A 16,806-nucleotide genomic window follows, 5' to 3' on the forward strand; every position below is an offset into this window, starting at 1 on the left:
CCTGACATCATCCGAGTCTCGGGCCTTGCCCTTGTTTTTTCCATTATCGGTACAAAGCAGATAGAAAATCAATTGACATTGTTATAGCAATTGATGTGAGAAAAATTCACATGACATTGCCCCGGGAAGTTGGATGTCCGATCGTTTGCCACCCCTGAACCCCTTGCGTGCTTTCGAGGCGACGGCGCGTCGCGGCTCAGTTTCGGCAGCTGCGCGCGAACTGAACGTCACGCACGGTGCGATCAGTCATCAGATCCGGGCACTGGAAGCTTCGCTGAATGCGGCGCTCTTCGAGCGCGGCGGCAAGCGGCTGAAGCTCACCGCGCAAGGTGCGCTCCTCTTGCCTGCCGTCACCAAGGCCTTTGGCGAAATCGCTGCGACCACCGCACTGATGAAACGACCGGCGACGAGCGGTGAACTCACCGTCACCTGCGTCCCGGCATTGCTGTCCTTCTGGCTGATCCCGCGCCTCAACCGTTTCACCGAGCAGTATCCGGATGTGAGGCTGACGCTGATTGCATCCAATGATCCCGGTCAACTTCATTCCAGGGATGTCGATATCTGCATCCTCTATGGCGACGGCAATTGGTCCGACTGCTGGACACGGCTCTGGAGCCATTTGCGTCTCTTTCCGATCGCAAGTCCCACTCTGGTCAACAGCCGGCCATTGCGATCCGTGCGCGATCTCGCCGACCACGTGCTTTTTCACGGAGACGACGGACGGGAGTGGAATACGTGGCTTGCCGCCGCAGACGCGATCGATCTCAGTCGCGGTCAGCAGCATTTCATGAGCGATGCGCGACTTTCGACTGAAGCCGCGTTGCACGGTCAGGGGATTGCCCTTGGCGATACGATTACAGCGGGGAACTTGATCGCCAAGGGGGAACTGATTGTTCCCTTCGATCTCACGGTGCCTGCGAATGATGCATTCTATGTCGCTTGCCGCCACGAGGTTCGGGCGGCCCCCATCGCCAAGGTCTTCATCGATTGGCTCTTCGCCTCGCTCGAGGCCGACAGTTTGCCAGAACCGAAGAACTCGGCCCGCACCTTGCTCAGAACGCGCGCCGGCCGTGCCGGTCAGGAAGGCTTTCAGCCTGTTTCGGCGCCCGGTCAACGGCGGGCAGGGCTCGTGCAGAGACGCAAATCTCGGGCCTAAACTCGGATAGAACCACAGGAAACCCAATGCCGCCCTTCAATCCGCTCGTCGACAAACTCGTACCGCCTCCGATTCCTTCCGTTTTCGCTTGGGCAAGGTCCTATGACGGACGGTACGGACCGTTGATCGATCTCTCTCAGGCCGTACCAGGCTATCCGGCCCACCCGGAAATGCTGAAATTGCTCGGGGAATCCGCTGCTTCAGCCGCGTATACCGGCTACGGGCCGATCGAAGGCGAAGCGGAACTCCGGCAAGCCTATGCTGCTCAGGCCCGCGAGGTCTATCGCGCCCCTATCGACTCTGCCAACATCCATATTACCGCAGGCTGCAACCAGGCCTTCGTTTGTGCGGCGATGACGGTTGCTGGGTCGGGCGACGCAGTGTTGATGACCAATCCCTATTATTTCAATCATGAAACGACCCTTGCCATGCTGGGGATCCAAAGCCGGTTTGCCGCCTGTGATCCGGCAGCCGGTTTCCTGCCTGACCCAGCCGCCCTCGCCGCGGCAATCACGCCTGATGTGCGGGCGTTGGCGATCGTCACGCCCAACAACCCGACCGGCGCCTTATATCCGGCCGACCTGATCGAGAAGATTTTCGACCTCTGCAAGGCGCGCGGGATCTGGCTGATCCTTGACGAGACCTATCGTGACTTCCTGCCCGAAGGTGTCGGCCGACCGCACGGTCTCTTTGCCAAGCAGGGATGGGAAGATACGCTGATCGGCCTCTACAGCTTCTCCAAGTCCTTCTGCATCCCTGGCCATCGGCTCGGAGCGATCACGGCAGGGCCGCAGGTCGTGAGCCAGGTCGCAAAGATCATGGACAACCTGCAGATCTGCGCGCCTCGTGCGCCTCAGGCGGCCGTGGCGAAGGCTCTTCCGCGCTTAGCTGCATGGCGGGAGGAAAACCGGCGGGAGATTGCATTGCGGGCGGAAACCCTTCGCCTCACGATGGCAGAGGTGACGAAATGGAAGCTTGGCGCGGTTGGCGCTTATTTCGCTTTCGTACGTCATCCCTTCGACCGGCGTGATTCGACCGAAGTCGCCGAGAAGCTCGCGCGCGACGCCGGCATTCTCTGTGTGCCTGGCGCCTATTTCGGAGAGGGCCAGGACGCCTATCTCCGTTTTGCCTTTGCCAATGCGGATGCTCAAACCATCCGTATGCTGAGTGGCCGCCTCTCGCGATTTTGACCGAGGGCTACGAATGTGGAACTGGCGCCGATGAGCATTTCTCTGGCCCGCTTTGGCGCGTTTTTTATATCGACATTGAGGGGCGCTGACGATAACCGCGCTTTCGTTTCTGCCGGAGCAGATCGAGGAAGAGCACGACCGCTTCCTCTTCCCTCTCGAAATGATGGACCATCATCTGCCCTTTGGTACCGATGCGCCCCCATTTCCGCAACAGGCAGACGTCGCCGAACAGGTTCGGCTCGATCGACATAGCATAGTAGCGCGCCATGTTCCTGGCAGCGTCCGAGCGCTCGACATAGAGGTGATAGGGCTGCGAGATCATGAGATGAGAATCGCCGATCCGCGGAGTTGCGTCCAACGACACTTATGAATCGGTCGGGGTGGATCGATTCATATCCGTGATGATATTGGAAAGGCCGTGACAGGCTTGGGCGAGACCCCTTCGGCGCAGGCTCTACTCGCCGCGCTCGCCCCATCCTGAAGCCGGTTTCGGCCATCCGGTGACAATCCTCTCGCGGGCCCCAGCCGCACCATCCGAGTCTCGCGCCGCCCGAGTGTCTGGATTCGCCTCAACCTATCTCGGCTTCGGTTTCATCTGCGTTTACGGGCAAGGCGCTTCAGGCGGTGCGCGAGATGCGGGGCGCAGTCGGTCCCGCCTCCCCTTCGGTAACTCAGTTGAGGCTCCCGCGGCTGCGCTGCTTCCCGCCCTCGCACGACGAGAATTCCCGAAATCGCGACCGTTGGTCGCCGCTATGCTGATTTCTCCGATACTCTTCTTTGTCCTGGATCAGCCTTGCTCGTTGCACTGCGCGCCGGCTGATCAGGCTTCAAGCGTTTTCTCGATCTTGTAAAACCGGTTCTTGCCGACGCAGGCCTTCATGTCATCCCGCCGGAACCAGATCGCCCGACCGCAGCGAAGCGGCGCGTTGCCGGCCGTAAACACGATCTGCTCATCGGCTCGCATGCGCAGAACCTCGTGCGCTTGGATCAGTGGTCTTGCCGCAAGTTGCTTCGATCGCGTTCGCGACGATCCCCTGGATTGGGAACTGCGGCTGATCTGGTCGACCTCCACGGTCGTCATGCCGCAACGCTTCGAGATGTAGTCGGCGGTGTCGGGGTCGTTGATCGCGGCGAACGAAATCCAGCTCGCGCTTTCGAACCACTTGCTCGCTGCATCGCGGCCGCCATAGGTCTCGCGCATCTGACCGATCGACTGGTAGATCATCGTCAGCGTGATCCCGTACTTGCGGCCGGCATCGCGCGCGGTTTCCAGAATGCGCATGTAGCCAAGTCGTGCCACCTCATCGAGGAGGAATAGCGCCCTGCCCTGCACCGCTCCGTCGCGATTGTAGATCGCATTGAGGAACGACCCGATGATGACACGCGCCAGACCGGAATGCGTCTCCAGCGTTTTCAGGTCGATGTTGATGAACACATCGGTCTTGCCATCGGCAAGCGCGTCGGTCGAGAAGGTCGACCCGGACACGAGCGCGGCATAGTTTGCATAGGACAACCAGTGCGTTTCCTTGACCGCATTGGCGTAGACGCCGGAGAAGGTTTCCGGCGTCATGTTGACGAAGGCAGCCACATTTTCTTTCACGAAATCCGAGTTCGAATTGTCGTAAATCTCCTGCAGCCGCTCGCGCAGTTTCGGCTCTGGTTCGGCGAGATTGGAACGCACCTGACGCAAGGTTTGGTTCTGCTGGTCGGTGTGGCCGGACAGGCAGACATCGGCGATCAGAGCGGTTAACAGCTGGAGCGCTGACGCGCGGAAGAAGTCGTCGCGCACGCCGCGTGCGGCGCCGCTGTCACTCATGATCCAGGACGCGACCGAAGCGATATCCTCCTCCTTCGTCCCGCCGAACCGGCCGATCCAGTCGAGTGCGTTGAACCCGGTTTTCGGCTCCTTAGGATCGAGAATGCGGATGAAGTGCGCCGCACCCCTGCGCTGCTCCTGCACCATTGGTGCGACCTCGTTCGAAGGGTCCAGCACGACAAGTCCACCGCCCCATTTGAGCGCGGTCGGGATTGTCACTGACGTTGTCTTGAAGCCACCTGATCCGGCGAACACGATCCCGTGGGACGATCCGAATGAACCGTCAAAGCAGAGCAGCGGCGACTTACCGCCGGCGCCCCAGGTCTCCGGGTCATCGGCACGGAATGAGCGCGCGGCCGTGCTGTCTCTGTCGACCCGGTAGCGCTCGCCGATGACGATGCCGCCCGTGTCGGCAAAGAGTTTGACCGCATCCTGCATTTTCATCCAGTCGGCCTCACCGTGCAGCGCGCGTGGTCCGCGGACGCGTTTCGGCTCGGCTCGCGCGAAGGCGGCGTTGCCGATCAGCGCGACGCGTATCGCGAAACATCCCGCCATCAGCGCGGCCGCCCCGCCGATCATTGTCGCTGGGTCGAGATAGGAAACGATCGACTTGCCCGCCGGAACCTGTCCGGCGAAACCGGCAACACGTGTCGTCTCGCGCGCCACCGCGATCAGGATCGTCGCCATGCTTCCCGCGGCGGTGCCCCAGCCTGCGAATTTGATGCAAGTCCCGCCGGCGCTCGCGAACAGGAAGATCACGCCGATCGCCGCGGAGCTGATATAGGGCGCGGCGATGCCTGCCCGGCCCAACGTCAATCTCGCGCTTTCCGTCTTGCCGAAGGCCGAAAGCCATTGCTCGATCCCGGCCATGCCGATGACCGCCAGCATCATGAGCACGACCGGGACGCCGGACAGAGCAAGCTTATTCGCGGTCATCGCCGAAAGCCTCCGCTCCGATCGCGATCAGTCGCGCCCGCTCGCTGTCATCAGACTTCAGCCGCGAGCTAAGTTCGACCAGTGCCCCAAGCAGGAGTGCCCGCTTCTCGTAGCGAAGGCCGGCCTTGACGATCAGGCCGCCGAGTTCGATCTTCTCGCGCGTGTCTTGTCTGCGCGCATCTGATGTGGTTGTTCGCGCCATCCGCTCAAGCCTCGCCAGTGCTGCCCTGAGCCGCGCCATGCGTGACCGCCCCGGGCGATGCACCGGTGCTGGCGTCTCCGTTGCTCTTCTTCCCTCCGTTCGAAACGCCCTGCCCTCCGCGAAACCGTTTCGCCAGATCCTCGAAGACGGCCTGGAGCGTGGCTTCCTCGATCTCGATTTCTCCAAGACCTGCTTTGAGCGCGATCCGGCCGATCCGCTCGGCTTCGCGGGTTTCCGCAGCCTTGAGCTGTTCCTGGAGTCTGGCGATCTCGTCGCGGATCTTGGAGGAAGGCTTCTTCATTGCCGAGCGTCCTTTCATGCGATTTTTGAATTCGAACCACGTGAGAGTCCCCTAGATCGGCGTGCCGATCTACTAACATAAATGCGAGTTGGCGCAGCCAACGCGTTTGAGCATCATCCCGGCCGTTCCGAAGGAGCGGATCCGAAGGGCGCAATTATACGTCGCTGATGCGACGCCCTGCTTTTGCGCCGGCGGTGCCACCGCTCCCGACGAACCCTTTGAATTTCTTCGACGCAGGAGCAGTTTTCGCCGTGGCCGTCCCTCATTTCTCCGTCAGCGTCGTCGCCCGCGGCTCCGGCCGCAGTGCGGTGCTGTCGGCAGCCTACCGGCACTGCGCAAAAATGGAGTATGAGCGGGAGGCGCGGACGATCGATTACACCCACAAGCGCGGTCTCCTGCACGAGGAGTTCGTGATCCCGGCTGACGCGCCCGAGTGGTTGCGGACAATAACCGCCGATCGGTCGATCTCCGGTGCTTCCGAAGCCTTCTGGAACAGGGTCGAGGATTTCGAGAAGCGCTCCGATGCGCAGCTCGCCAAGGACGTCACGATTGCCCTGCCGATCGAACTGACGACCGCGCAAAACATCGCGCTCGTTCGAGACTTCGTCGAGCGTCACGTCACCGCCAAGGGCATGGTCGCCGATTGGGTCTATCACGATGCGCCGGGCAATCCGCATGTTCATCTGATGACGACTTTGCGGCCACTGAAGGAGGATGGGTTCGGCGCCAAGAAGGTCGCGGTTCTCAGGCCGGATGGGAATGCGATTCGCAACGACGCCGGGAAGATCGTCTACGAGCTTTGGGCGGGAAACCTCGATGACTTCAACGTATTTCGCGACGGCTGGTTCGGCTGCCAGAACAGGCATCTGGCAATGGCCGGCCTCGACGTCCGCGTCGATGGCCGATCCTTCGAAAGGCAAGGCATCGACGTGGAGCCGACCATCCATATTGGTGTCGGTGCGACTGCCATCGACCGGAAGGCGGAGACGCAGGCAGCGTCACCAAAGCTCGAACGGATCGAGTTGCAGGAGGCGCGGCGAAGCGAGAACGCACGCCGCATCCAGCGCCGGCCGGAGATCGTCCTCGACCTGATCACGCGCGAGAAGAGTGTCTTCGATAGCCGAGACGTCGCGAAAATCCTGCATCGCTATATCGATGATGCCGCCCTGTTCCAGAACCTGATGGTCCGTGTCCTGCAGAGCCCCGAAGCGCTCCGCCTCGAACGCGAGCGGATCGCGTTTGCGACCGGGGCCAGGGTGCTTGCCAAATACACGACCCGCGAGTTGATCCGGCTGGAAGCGGTGATGGCTGACCGCGCGATCTGGCTTTCTGAGCGATCGTCGCATGGCGTTCAGGACGCGGTGCTAGAGGCGACTTTCGCGCGCCATTCCCGCCTCTCAGAGGAGCAAAAGGCAGCGATCGAGCATGTCGCAGGACCCGAGCGGATCGCAGCCGTCATCGGCCGCGCCGGCGCCGGGAAGACCACGATGATGAAGGCTGCGCGGGAAGCGTGGGAAGGTGCCGGATATCATGTCGTCGGTGGTGCTCTTGCCGGTAAAGCGGCGGAGGGTCTGGAGAAGGAAGCGGGGATCGCCTCGCACACGCTTTCGTCCTGGGAGCTTCGCTGGAGCGGAGGCCGAAACCAGCTCGACGCAAAGACGGTCTTCGTTCTCGATGAGGCCGGCATGGTGTCGTCACGCCAGATGGCGCACCTGGTCGAGGCGGTGACGAAGGCCGGCGCCAAGCTTGTCATGGTTGGTGATCCGGAGCAGCTTCAGCCGATCGAAGCCGGCGCCGCCTTCCGAGCGATCGCCGATCGGATCGGTTATGCCGAGCTCGAAACCATCTATCGCCAGCGCGAACAATGGATGCGCGATGCGTCGCTCGATCTTGCGCGCGGCAACATCCGCAAGGCTGTCGATGCCTATGCCGCTCGGGGCCGAATGATCGGCTTGCGTCTGAAGGAAGAGGCCGTCGAGACGCTCATCGCCGATTGGAGCCGCGACTACGATCGGAGCAGGCCGACGTTGATCCTCGCCCACCTCCGCCGTGACGTGCGCATGCTCAACGAGATGGCACGCGCCGAGCTCGTCGAGCGTGGCGTCCTTGGCCAAGGTTTTGCGTTCCGAACGGAGCACGGGCACCGCGACTTCGCGGTCGGCGACCAGATCGTATTCCTGAAGAATGAAGGCTCGCTCGGCATCAAGAACGGGATGCTTGCCAAGGTCGTCGACGCTGCTCAAAACCACATCGTGGCAGAGGTCGGCGAAGGCGAGCACCGCCGCCTGGTCACGGTCGAGCAGCGTTTCTATAACAATCTCGACCACGGCTATGCCACCACGATCCACAAGAGCCAGGGCGCCACCGTAGACCGGGTCAAGGTGCTCGCATCCCTCTCGCTCGATCGGCATCTGACCTATGTGGCGATGACCCGCCATCGCGAGGATCTCCGCATCTATTACGGTACCCGATCCTTCGCATTCGCCGGCGGGCTGATCAACATCCTGTCGCGAAAGAACGCCAAGGAAACCACGCTCGATTACGAAAAGGCTACCTTCTATCGACAAGCGCTGCCCTTCGCGGAAGCGCGCGGCCTGCATATCGTCAACGTCGCCCGAACGGTTGCCCGCGACAGGCTCGAATGGACGATCCGCCAGAAACAAAAATTGGCCGTTCTTGCTCATCGGCTCCTCGCCATCGGCGCCAAACTCGGTCTCGGTGCCCGTTCCAAACCGATCCGCTCGCAAAGCAGCAAGGATGCCGGCCCCATGGTTGCCGGTATCGCGACGTTCCCGAAAACGATCGAGCAGGCCGTCGCCGAAAAGCTCGAAGCGGACCCCGGTTTGAAGAAGCAATGGGAAGATGTGTCGGCTCGCTTCCATCTCATCTATGCGCATCCGGAAGCCGCCTTCAGGACCGTCAATGTCGACGCTATGGTGAAGGATGAGACTGTCGCCAAATCGATGCTGGCGAAGCTCGCCGGCCAGCCGGAAAGCTTTGGTGTACTCAAGGGGAAAGCCGGCATCCTCGCAAGCCGGGCCGAAAGGCAGGAGCGCGAGAGGGCGCAACGCAACGTTCCTGCTCTAGCTCAAAGCCTCGGTGATTACATGCGCCAGCGCAACCGGGCCGGACAACGCTATCAGGCGGAGGAAGTGGCCCTCCGCCGCAAGATCTCGATCGACATTCCGGCGCTATCTCCGAATGCCCGCCAGACGCTCGAACGCGTGCGTGATGCGATCGACCGCAATGACCTTCCGTCGGCGCTCGCGTTCGGTCTTGCCGACAGACAAGTGAAGGCGGAACTGGAGGGATTTGCCAAGGCGGTCGCCGAGCGTTTCGGCGAGCGGACCTTGCTGCCCTTGGCTGCCAAGGACACCAATGGCGAGACCTTTAAGACGATTACGGCGGACATGAGCCCCGGTCAGAAAGCAGAGGTCCAGTCAGCATGGAGCCTTATGCGCGCAGTGCAGAAGCTCGGTGCTCATGACCGAACGATCGAGGCCATCAAACAAGCTGAGACGATGCGCCAAGCCAAGGGCCAGGGGATGTCGCTGAAATGAACTTGTCTCTCATGATAATGACGCTGGCGCGGCCTCCGCACAGGGGGTTCCTTCCGGCCGTGGCGACAGTCACAGCAGCGCTTCTTGCTGCGATCGTGGCGGCCGGGTTCGGTGGCTATCGGATCAATCTTACACCGAGCCAACCGCTCGGTCTCTGGCATATCGTCAAGCTCGATCGCGCCGCTGAGGTCGGCGATCTCGTCTTCATTTGCCCGCCGCAAACGGCAGCCATCCAGGAGGCACTTAGCCGCGGTTATCTGCGCTCCGGCCTTTGCCCAAGTGGCGTTGCGCCGCTGATCAAGACGGTGATCGCCGTCGCCGGCCAGCGGGTCGAGGTCGCAGCAAGCGTCCGCGTCGACGGGCGTGACGTTGCTCGATCGAAGCTTGCAGACCAGGACGGACAGGGACGGTCGTTGACGCCGGCTGGAGGCGGGATCGTGCCGGCGGGTAGCGTGTTCCTGCACTCGGCTTTCGCGGGCTCCTACGACTCCCGCTATTTCGGTCCCCTCCCTGCTTCGGGTATCCTCGGTCTGGCGCAACAGGTCCTGACCTATGCGCCATAATCACTACCAACCAGCGCTGCTGATCATTGCCGCGATCGTTGTCGGAACGGTCGGGTGGAGTGGCCGTGTCCTGCTGCTTCCCGCCGCCTTGGCGTTCCCGATTCTTTGGGCGCGGGCCCAAACCAGATCCGTGGCGGCGCTTGTTTCAGGCGGGTATTTCCTGGCGGCTTCGCGAGGTCTGCCGCAGGGTGTTGCGACCTTCTATTCGTCGGATCTGTGGCCCGGTCTGTTGCTATGGCTATATACGTCGGTGAGTTTTGTTGGCGTGCATGCGATGCTCTGGACGAGCCGTGCCGGCGGTCGGCCGTTTCGCTATCTGATGGCGGCCGCCCTCATGGCGGTGCCACCTTTCGGCATCACGGGATGGGCGCACCCTGTGACAGCCGCCGGCGTCCTGTTTCCCGCATGGGGATGGTGGGGACTAGCTGCGATGACAGCCAGCCTCATGGGCCTCGTAACCCGCATGTGGCCGGCAGTTGCCATCGCCTTCGTAGGCTTTTGGCTGTGGTCCGCCGTCTTCTGGACCGATCCGAACCTACCTGAGGGCTGGCGGGGCGTCGATCTGCAAATGGGGTCATCGCTGGGGCGGGACGCCAGCATGCAGCGCCACCGTGATCTGATTGCCACGGTGAGGGTTCGTGGAACTGGCCAAACAATCGTGTTGCCGGAGAGCGCCCTCGGCCTCTGGACGCCGGCGGTCGAACGGCTTTGGAACGCAGCCCTTCGGGGCATGGATGCTTCCGTGGTCGCTGGCGCCGCCGTTGTCGACCCAAAAGGATATGACAATGTTCTCGTCGTCCTATCCGGCGCCGGCAGCAGCATTCTCTATCGCGAGCGTATGCCGGTCCCGGGCTCGATGTGGCAGCCGTGGAAGTCCTGGCTCGGCGAGAGTGGCGGCGCACGTGCGCACTTCTTCGCCAATCCGATTGCGAAGATAGGAGATCAACAGGCCGCGCCCCTGATTTGCTACGAGCAGCTCGTCGTCTGGCCGGTCCTGCAGTCGATGCTCTACGACCCGGATCTGATTGTGGCTGTAGGAAACGGATGGTGGACATCAGGGACGTCGATCGTCGACATCCAGCGAGCCAGCACCACCGCTTGGGCTCGGCTGTTCGGCAAACCGCTAGTTCTTTCTTTTAACACCTGACAAACGGAGCATTTATGATCGATGCTGCACTCATACAACAATGCGCCGATGCATCCCTGAAGCCGGCGATCGTCGAGAAATTTATCGAGGTTGCGGGTTCTACCGATCCCCTGGCCGTCGCTGTTCACTCAGGCGGGCGGCTCATCTTGATGCCAAGGTCGAAAACACCCGATGAGGCTCTTGAGTTCATGCGCAAATATGTCGGGAAGGCGATCGTTCGCGTCGGGCTCACCCAACTGCCGGCTGGTGTGGGTGCGAAAGACGCTTCCGAGCTGAAACCCGACCTTGTCGAGCCATGTGCCAACCTCCGAATGGGGACGGCGATGTTCGCCAAAATCCTCCGTATTGTGACCAAGTGGTACGGAAACCCAAAGAGCGAGGAAGTTTTCCCTCAGATATTCGATGACGCCATCTATGCCTGGAGGACGGGCCAGTTTGAGGGCGAGAGCGTGTTTCGGGCAGAGGATCCCGCAGGCAAGCTCGGCGAGCCGCTTAGTGTTCCTCCTAGCGAAACGTCGACGACGTCCGGTCAACCGGTCGAACCAGCCGTGTCTTTTCAGTCAAAGCCGCAGGATGCCGGTATCCGGATCGATCTTTCGAGGATCGAGAACAAGTAGGCGATAGAAGGATAGAGTGCGAAGCGCTAGCACAATGCCGAAACAGCCCGGGGGCGCGCTGTATTTCATCGATGATGGCGCGGTCCATGCGTCTTCAAAGCCGACTGGATCCTGTGTCGCTGCATCGAGGGTCATCGCATTATCCAGCGTGGGGTATTCGATTTCCGCGCTGGCCAAGTCGCGAGGGTCGGTTTTCCTGATTGTCGGGAAGCTCCGAACCAGCCACGACTGGCGTGTCTGATATGGCGCCGCTATTTTGTTGCTCAACGAGCCTTGGATAGAGCGCCATAGCTTCATTCCATTGTGACGGTTTGAATAATGAACGTGGCGGCCAATTGAAATCATCCGCTGCCGCATTGCACGCCTTCGATGAGTTCGCCTCGATTCATAGCGTCAAGGCATAAATGCCAGCTGATTGTTATTAGACGTGTGGATGTCGCGTCGGCACACTTTTTCCGGGAACAATACCAACCGGGAGAAACCGACGTGCGACCATTCCAGCCACCTTCCATTCTACCTGCGGTCTTTGCGCTATGTCTGCCACAGCTCGCGCATGCCGAAACGCTCGTCGTCAACAGCTATGGTGGACCCTATGAGGCGATCATTCGGCAGGCCATCATCGAACCTTTCGAACGCAAGACTGGGATCGACGTCATCTACGATGCGGTCGGTTCTGCCTCACAGGACTATGCCAAGATCAAGGCCACAAACGGACATCCCGGCTTTGACGTAGTCGTCATGACAGCGTCGCAATCGCTTCAAGGCTGCCGCGACGGCGTGCTCGACAAGCTCAACGTTACCACGATCCCGAACCTTGGTTCGCTCACGACAAGCCTACAGGACGTAGCGGGCCCTTGTGGCGCGGTCCACGAGGTGCAGTACATGTCGCTGCTATACAGAACCGACAAGCTCGCGTCCTCGCCGACCTCCTGGGGCGATCTCCTCCGGCCTGATCTCGATGGCAAGGTGGTCCTGCCGACCTTCCAGAACATCATGGCCGTCTATCTCTTGGAAATGATGTCGATTACGGAAGGGGGCGGGCTGATCGACAATATCGATCCCGGGTTTGCGGCTATGGCGCGTCTCTCCAAGCGCTCGATCGGCTTCGAGCAATCCTCTGCCATCCTCGAAAGCTACATCAAGGACGGCACGGTCTGGGCAATGCCCTTCTGGAGCGGCCGCGCTCAGCTTTTGGTCGACGCGGGCTTGCCCGTTGACTATGTGCGGCCCCAAGAAGGCACCATCCCGCTGATCGCGACGCTAAACATCCCCATTGGAGCCGAGAACAAGGCGGCGGCAAGATCCTTCATTGATTTCTTCCTCGAAAAGGCCAGCCAGGAAGCCTGGGTCGCTGGGTACAAGGTAGGTAGCGCTCGCGCCGACATCGATGTTCCGGAAGCCCTGCGCCGCCGGCAGATCACGTCGCAAGAGGATCTCAGGTCGCTCAAGTTGCCCGATCTGACCGTGCTTGGCGACAAGCTCTCCGAATGGGGTGAACGCTGGGACCGGGACGTCGTCTCGCAGGCGCGTTGAGGAGTGTCCATGACAGCACTTACCGATACTGCACCGGTTGTTCCCGGTCGATTTGCCGTGCGAACATCTGCACCGATATTGCTCGCGCCGTCCTGCCTGTTGCTGACGATCTTCTTTGCCCTTCCGATGGGCATGATGATCGGCATGAGCTTTCTCGACAGCCGGACGCTCACCCCGACATTTGGAAATTACGAGCGCTTCTTCCTCGATGGATTGTCGCTGCCCGGTCTTGCCCGCACGGCAATTATGTCGGCCTTGGTCGCCGTTGCCGTTACGCTTCTCGGTTATCCCGTCGCCTATTTCCTTGCCCGTTCGCAAACACGCTGGCGGAGCATTGTCTTCGCGCTGGCGCTCGCGCCCGAACTTGCGGGCGTGGTGCTGCGCACTTATGGCTGGCTGATTATCCTCGAGGATCGAGGCTTCATCAATGACGCACTGATTCATCTCGGCATCGTCTCGACGCCCATTCCCCTTTCTAAGAGCCTTTTTGCGGTCGTCGTCGGACTGACGCATGTCGTGCTGCCCTTCGGCATATTGTCGTTGATGACGAGCATCCAGGGGATCGACGTCAATCTGGAACGCGCCGCCCAGATGCTCGGCGCCTCCAGAGCGTCCGTCATCCGTCACATCGTCCTTCCTCTCTCTGTGCCAGGCATCGTCAGCTCGTTGCTGATCAGCTTCACCATGGCGGCCAGTGCCTACGCAACACCGGCTCTTCTCGGAGGCGCGCGTTTCAAGGTGCTGGCAACGATGATCTCCGAACAGGTGCTCTTCTATATCGACTGGCCCTTCGCGAGCGTCATGGCGATCGCCCTGCTCGCATTGATGCTCGTCGCCTCGCTGATCGGAATTCGGTGGGAGGCACGCCTCAAGGTGCGAAAATCATCAAAGAAGGGAGAGGTAAGATGACGAAGGTGATTGCGATCAGCTTCTGGGCGGCGCTTATTCTGGTGCTGGCGTTCATCGCACTGCCGCTCCTCGTTGTTGTTGCGGCTTCGCTCAGCCCAACCGCGGCCGTGACATTCCGGCCATGGGAATGGACACTCGTCTGGTACGGCGAGCTTTTCGAGGATCGATGGGTCCGACCCTTCCTGTTAAGCGTTGAGATTGCGGTGATCGTGGCGGCAATCAGCGGCGCTCTCGGGACACTTGCCGCCTTTGCCCTTGTCTATGAGCGTATTCCAGGTTCGGGCGTCATCATGGCGGCGCTCTTGTCGCCGCTCTCTGTCCCGCAGATCGTCAAGGGTGTGGCGATTGTCCTTTTCCTGTCGATCATCGGCCTGCAAAACATGCTCGGTATGCCGGCACTGATTGCTGCTCATATCGTCTTGGCCCTTCCCTTCGTAATGCGGATGGCAGCCGGCGCACTTGCGAATTTCGATGAGAACCTCGACCGCGCCGCCCAGATCCTCGGCGCCAGCAGACGCCAAAGGATGCTGTACGTCGTGCTTCCCCTCATCAAGCCGGGCGTTCTGTCTGGCGTCACCTTCGCCTTCATCATCTCGTTCAACAATATTCCGCTGTCGGTCTTTCTGGTCCGCCCCGGCGACACAACCCTGCCGATCGCCGTCATCAATCACCTCGAATATAGCCTCGACCCCGTCATGGCGGCGGTCAACGTGGCGTCGATGATCTTCGTTCTGATGGTGATCCTGGCTTTCGAAAAACTCGGCGGTTTTTCCGCGCAGCTTCATGGAGGAAGCAAATGAGCGAATTCGATATCGAACTCCTGTCGGTTACAAAGTCCTTCGGCCAGGTTTGCGTGGTCAGAGACGTGAATCTGCAGATCCCGGCCGGCGAGTTCGTCAGCATTCTTGGGCCGTCCGGCTGTGGCAAGACGACGACGCTGAACATGATCGCCGGTTTCAACGCTCCGAGCCGGGGCGATATCCGGATCCGCGGAGGCAGTCAGCTGAATGTGCCGCCCGAGAACCGCAACCTCGGGCTCGTGTTTCAGAACTACGCGCTCTTTCCTCATATGACGGTCGCCGAAAACGTCGGGTTCGGACTTCGTATGCGCCGCGCGCGGCGCGCCGAGATCCATGCGGCGGTGGAGAAGGCACTTCGAAGCGTGCATCTGAATGGTTTCGGCGCACGTTATCCGAAGGAGCTCTCCGGCGGCCAGCAGCAGCGCGTCGCACTCGCCCGGGCGATAGCTCCTCGGCCCTCGCTCCTGCTTCTCGACGAGCCGCTCTCCAATCTCGATCTGAAATTGCGCGAGGCGATGCGCGCCGAACTGAAGGAGATCCATGAGACGCTCGGCATGACCTTTGTGTACGTGACACACGACCAGGAAGAAGCCATGGCCATGTCCGACCGGATCGTCATCATGGATCGTGGCGCCATTGTTCAGCAAGGCGCACCCGGCGACATCTATCGCCAGCCGGCATCGCGTTTCGTTGCCGATTTCATCGGGCGGTCGAACATCCTGCCGATTTCGGGATGTTCGCGCTCGGCGTCCCGCATCAAACTGTCGATCGAGGGCGGACCCACGATTCTCATGTCCGCCGGGTCGAACGCGCCAGCCCAAGTCAGTTTCTGCTCCGTAAGACCACAGAGCGTGAAGCTGGCCGGGGTGGACGAGGTTCCAGCGGGGATGAACCGGCTTGAAGGGACCCTACGTCGCGTGACCGACTTCGGCGCCTATGCTGAGCTTGAGGCGATCATCGACGGCGGGCACCGGGTGATCCTGCACCACCCAACCATCGCAACCGGACATGGCCTCACGCCCGGCCATCCTGTGACGCTCGCGGTCGATCCCGCTGACGTCCGGCCTCTGGCGACGTGAATCGGGACCAATCGATCGCCCCTATCAATGCGCGACAATCGCTATTGGAGCTAGCGACCCTCCCGGACGTAGCATCACCTCGGCCTCACAAGGGGACCACAGAAGGAGAATGGAAATGCTGAAGGAAAGACTGAAGGCGGTGCAAGTCGAGAGCAATGTCTGCGCCGACATCGAGGGGTTTGATTTCAACAATTACGATGCGCGCGATATCGAGGAATTGCGTCGTTACTGGCTGCAATATGGCGTCCTTCGCTTCAAGCGGACCCGCATCACCGATGCAGACCAGGTGGCCTTCTCGCGCCATTTCGGCGAGTTCGTCATCCATCCGAAACAGCTGCAAGAGGGTGGTCATCCGACTCATCCGGAAATCCTCGTCATCAGCAACACGACGAAAGATGGCAAGCCGACCGGTGCCATGGGCAACAGCGAAGCGACCTGGCATACCGACACGTGGTTCTACGAAAGACCGCCTGCCGGCGCCATTCTACGGGCCATCAAGGTTCCGCCGTCAGGGGGGGATACCTACTTCCTATCCACCTATATGGCCTATGAAACCTTGCCGTCGTCGTTGAAAACGCTGGTCGATGGTCGCCAGATCTATTTCCAGAACGTTTACGACAAGACCGGCAAGCTGCGGCTCGGCAAGACGGAGCCTAAAAGCAAGGACTTTCGTGAGTGGGGCGGCATGGTGCATCCGCTGGTGCGCACCCATGGCGAAACCGGCCGCAAGGCCCTTTATCTCGGCGGCACCTCCGATGGCGCCTGGATCGTCGGCATGCCGCTCGACGAGAGCAACGCGCTGCTCGCCGAGCTCTGGGATCACACGACCCGAGAGCAGGAAGTCTTCGTCCAACGCTGGGACGAAGGAGACATCATGATGTGGGATAACCGCTGCACGATGCATCGGCGCGACTCTTTCGATCCGGCATCGATCCGCATTATGCACCGGACGACCACCTCCGGCGAGCGCCCGATCTGATCTTATTTCAGGAAAGAC

The 16,806-nt window shown here is 60.8% G+C and carries 15 protein-coding genes; 11 read left to right on the forward strand and 4 right to left on the reverse strand.

Going from position 1 to position 16,806, the window contains the following annotated elements:
* Positions 1-133 precede the first annotated feature (133 nt).
* Both FHT78_RS25125 and FHT78_RS25130 read left to right on the forward strand, forming a co-directional pair.
* Positions 134-1,156, forward strand: a complete 1,023-nt coding sequence (locus FHT78_RS25125; protein ID WP_183749268.1) for a LysR substrate-binding domain-containing protein — start codon at positions 134-136, stop codon at positions 1,154-1,156.
* A gap of 26 nt (positions 1,157-1,182) precedes the next feature.
* Positions 1,183-2,346, forward strand: coding sequence for an aminotransferase (locus FHT78_RS25130; RefSeq protein WP_183749269.1), 1,164 nt, complete (start codon positions 1,183-1,185; stop codon positions 2,344-2,346).
* A gap of 64 nt (positions 2,347-2,410) precedes the next feature.
* Here the strand turns inward: FHT78_RS25130 and FHT78_RS25135 are convergent, their stop codons facing one another.
* The 4 genes from FHT78_RS25135 to traC form a co-directional block, all read right to left on the reverse strand.
* Positions 2,411-2,668, reverse strand: coding sequence for a WGR domain-containing protein (locus tag FHT78_RS25135; protein ID WP_183749270.1), 258 nt, complete (start codon positions 2,666-2,668; stop codon positions 2,411-2,413).
* A gap of 498 nt (positions 2,669-3,166) precedes the next feature.
* Positions 3,167-5,098, reverse strand: a complete 1,932-nt coding sequence (traG, locus tag FHT78_RS25140) for a Ti-type conjugative transfer system protein TraG (protein ID WP_183749271.1) — start codon at positions 5,096-5,098, stop codon at positions 3,167-3,169.
* The gene (locus FHT78_RS25145) at positions 5,085-5,300 is read right to left on the reverse strand and encodes a type IV conjugative transfer system coupling protein TraD (protein ID WP_183749272.1); all 216 of its coding nucleotides are present in this window, start codon (positions 5,298-5,300) and stop codon (positions 5,085-5,087) included. Before FHT78_RS25145 ends, traG begins: the two co-directional genes overlap by 14 nt.
* Before the next feature lie 4 nt (positions 5,301-5,304).
* Complete coding sequence (traC, locus tag FHT78_RS25150; protein ID WP_183749273.1) at positions 5,305-5,601, reverse strand: conjugal transfer protein TraC; 297 nt, start codon at positions 5,599-5,601, stop codon at positions 5,305-5,307.
* A 251-nt stretch (positions 5,602-5,852) separates the two neighbouring features.
* Here traC and traA point away from each other — a divergent pair, with 251 nt between their 5' ends.
* The 9 genes from traA (at position 5,853) to FHT78_RS25195 (ending at position 16,788) form a co-directional block, all read left to right on the forward strand.
* On the forward strand, positions 5,853-9,161 hold the full coding sequence (gene traA / locus FHT78_RS25155; protein ID WP_183749274.1) for a Ti-type conjugative transfer relaxase TraA: 3,309 nt from the start codon (positions 5,853-5,855) through the stop codon (positions 9,159-9,161).
* A 17-nt stretch (positions 9,162-9,178) separates the two neighbouring features.
* Complete coding sequence (gene traF / locus FHT78_RS25160) at positions 9,179-9,724, forward strand: conjugative transfer signal peptidase TraF (protein WP_246715421.1); 546 nt, start codon at positions 9,179-9,181, stop codon at positions 9,722-9,724.
* Positions 9,714-10,871 carry a conjugal transfer protein TraB gene (locus FHT78_RS25165; protein ID WP_183749276.1) on the forward strand — a complete coding sequence of 386 codons (1,158 nt, stop codon included), beginning with the start codon at positions 9,714-9,716 and terminating at the stop codon, positions 10,869-10,871. The genes traF and FHT78_RS25165 overlap by 11 nt, the downstream gene beginning before the upstream one ends.
* 14 nt (positions 10,872-10,885) lie before the next feature.
* Positions 10,886-11,488: a TraH family protein gene (locus FHT78_RS25170; protein WP_183749277.1), complete on the forward strand. Its 603-nt coding sequence runs from the start codon at positions 10,886-10,888 to the stop codon at positions 11,486-11,488.
* A 510-nt stretch (positions 11,489-11,998) separates the two neighbouring features.
* Positions 11,999-13,021 (forward strand): ABC transporter substrate-binding protein, encoded by a 1,023-nt coding sequence (locus FHT78_RS25175; protein ID WP_312858792.1) that lies wholly within the window; start codon positions 11,999-12,001, stop codon positions 13,019-13,021.
* Positions 13,022-13,030: 9 nt separating this feature from the next.
* Positions 13,031-13,930 (forward strand): ABC transporter permease, encoded by a 900-nt coding sequence (locus FHT78_RS25180; RefSeq protein WP_183749279.1) that lies wholly within the window; start codon positions 13,031-13,033, stop codon positions 13,928-13,930.
* Positions 13,927-14,730, forward strand: a complete 804-nt coding sequence (locus FHT78_RS25185; protein ID WP_183749280.1) for an ABC transporter permease — start codon at positions 13,927-13,929, stop codon at positions 14,728-14,730. Before FHT78_RS25180 ends, FHT78_RS25185 begins: the two co-directional genes overlap by 4 nt.
* On the forward strand, positions 14,727-15,809 hold the full coding sequence (locus FHT78_RS25190; RefSeq protein ID WP_183749281.1) for an ABC transporter ATP-binding protein: 1,083 nt from the start codon (positions 14,727-14,729) through the stop codon (positions 15,807-15,809). Before FHT78_RS25185 ends, FHT78_RS25190 begins: the two co-directional genes overlap by 4 nt.
* Before the next feature lie 115 nt (positions 15,810-15,924).
* Positions 15,925-16,788 (forward strand): TauD/TfdA family dioxygenase, encoded by an 864-nt coding sequence (locus tag FHT78_RS25195; RefSeq protein WP_183749282.1) that lies wholly within the window; start codon positions 15,925-15,927, stop codon positions 16,786-16,788.
* Positions 16,789-16,806: the final 18 nt, after the last annotated feature.

The sequence above is a fragment of the Rhizobium sp. BK196 genome (genome assembly GCF_014193255.1).
GTDB lineage: Bacteria > Pseudomonadota > Alphaproteobacteria > Rhizobiales > Rhizobiaceae > Rhizobium.

What these genes read in the sequence shown, in the direction of transcription:
- FHT78_RS25180 (WP_183749279.1), top strand. Translation starts at nt 13,031, where the DNA reads ATGACAGCACTTACCGATACTGCACCGGTTGTTCCCGGTCGATTTGCC.
- FHT78_RS25185 (WP_183749280.1), top strand. Translation starts at nt 13,927, where the DNA reads ATGACGAAGGTGATTGCGATCAGCTTCTGGGCGGCGCTTATTCTGGTG.
- FHT78_RS25195 (WP_183749282.1), top strand. Translation starts at nt 15,925, where the DNA reads ATGCTGAAGGAAAGACTGAAGGCGGTGCAAGTCGAGAGCAATGTCTGC.
- traG (WP_183749271.1), bottom strand. Translation starts at nt 5,098, where the DNA reads ATGACCGCGAATAAGCTTGCTCTGTCCGGCGTCCCGGTCGTGCTCATG.
- FHT78_RS25130 (WP_183749269.1), top strand. Translation starts at nt 1,183, where the DNA reads ATGCCGCCCTTCAATCCGCTCGTCGACAAACTCGTACCGCCTCCGATT.
- FHT78_RS25135 (WP_183749270.1), bottom strand. Translation starts at nt 2,668, where the DNA reads ATGATCTCGCAGCCCTATCACCTCTATGTCGAGCGCTCGGACGCTGCC.
- traF (WP_246715421.1), top strand. Translation starts at nt 9,179, where the DNA reads ATGACGCTGGCGCGGCCTCCGCACAGGGGGTTCCTTCCGGCCGTGGCG.
- FHT78_RS25145 (WP_183749272.1), bottom strand. Translation starts at nt 5,300, where the DNA reads ATGGCGCGAACAACCACATCAGATGCGCGCAGACAAGACACGCGCGAG.
- FHT78_RS25125 (WP_183749268.1), top strand. Translation starts at nt 134, where the DNA reads ATGTCCGATCGTTTGCCACCCCTGAACCCCTTGCGTGCTTTCGAGGCG.
- FHT78_RS25190 (WP_183749281.1), top strand. Translation starts at nt 14,727, where the DNA reads ATGAGCGAATTCGATATCGAACTCCTGTCGGTTACAAAGTCCTTCGGC.
- FHT78_RS25165 (WP_183749276.1), top strand. Translation starts at nt 9,714, where the DNA reads ATGCGCCATAATCACTACCAACCAGCGCTGCTGATCATTGCCGCGATC.
- FHT78_RS25170 (WP_183749277.1), top strand. Translation starts at nt 10,886, where the DNA reads ATGATCGATGCTGCACTCATACAACAATGCGCCGATGCATCCCTGAAG.
- traC (WP_183749273.1), bottom strand. Translation starts at nt 5,601, where the DNA reads ATGAAGAAGCCTTCCTCCAAGATCCGCGACGAGATCGCCAGACTCCAG.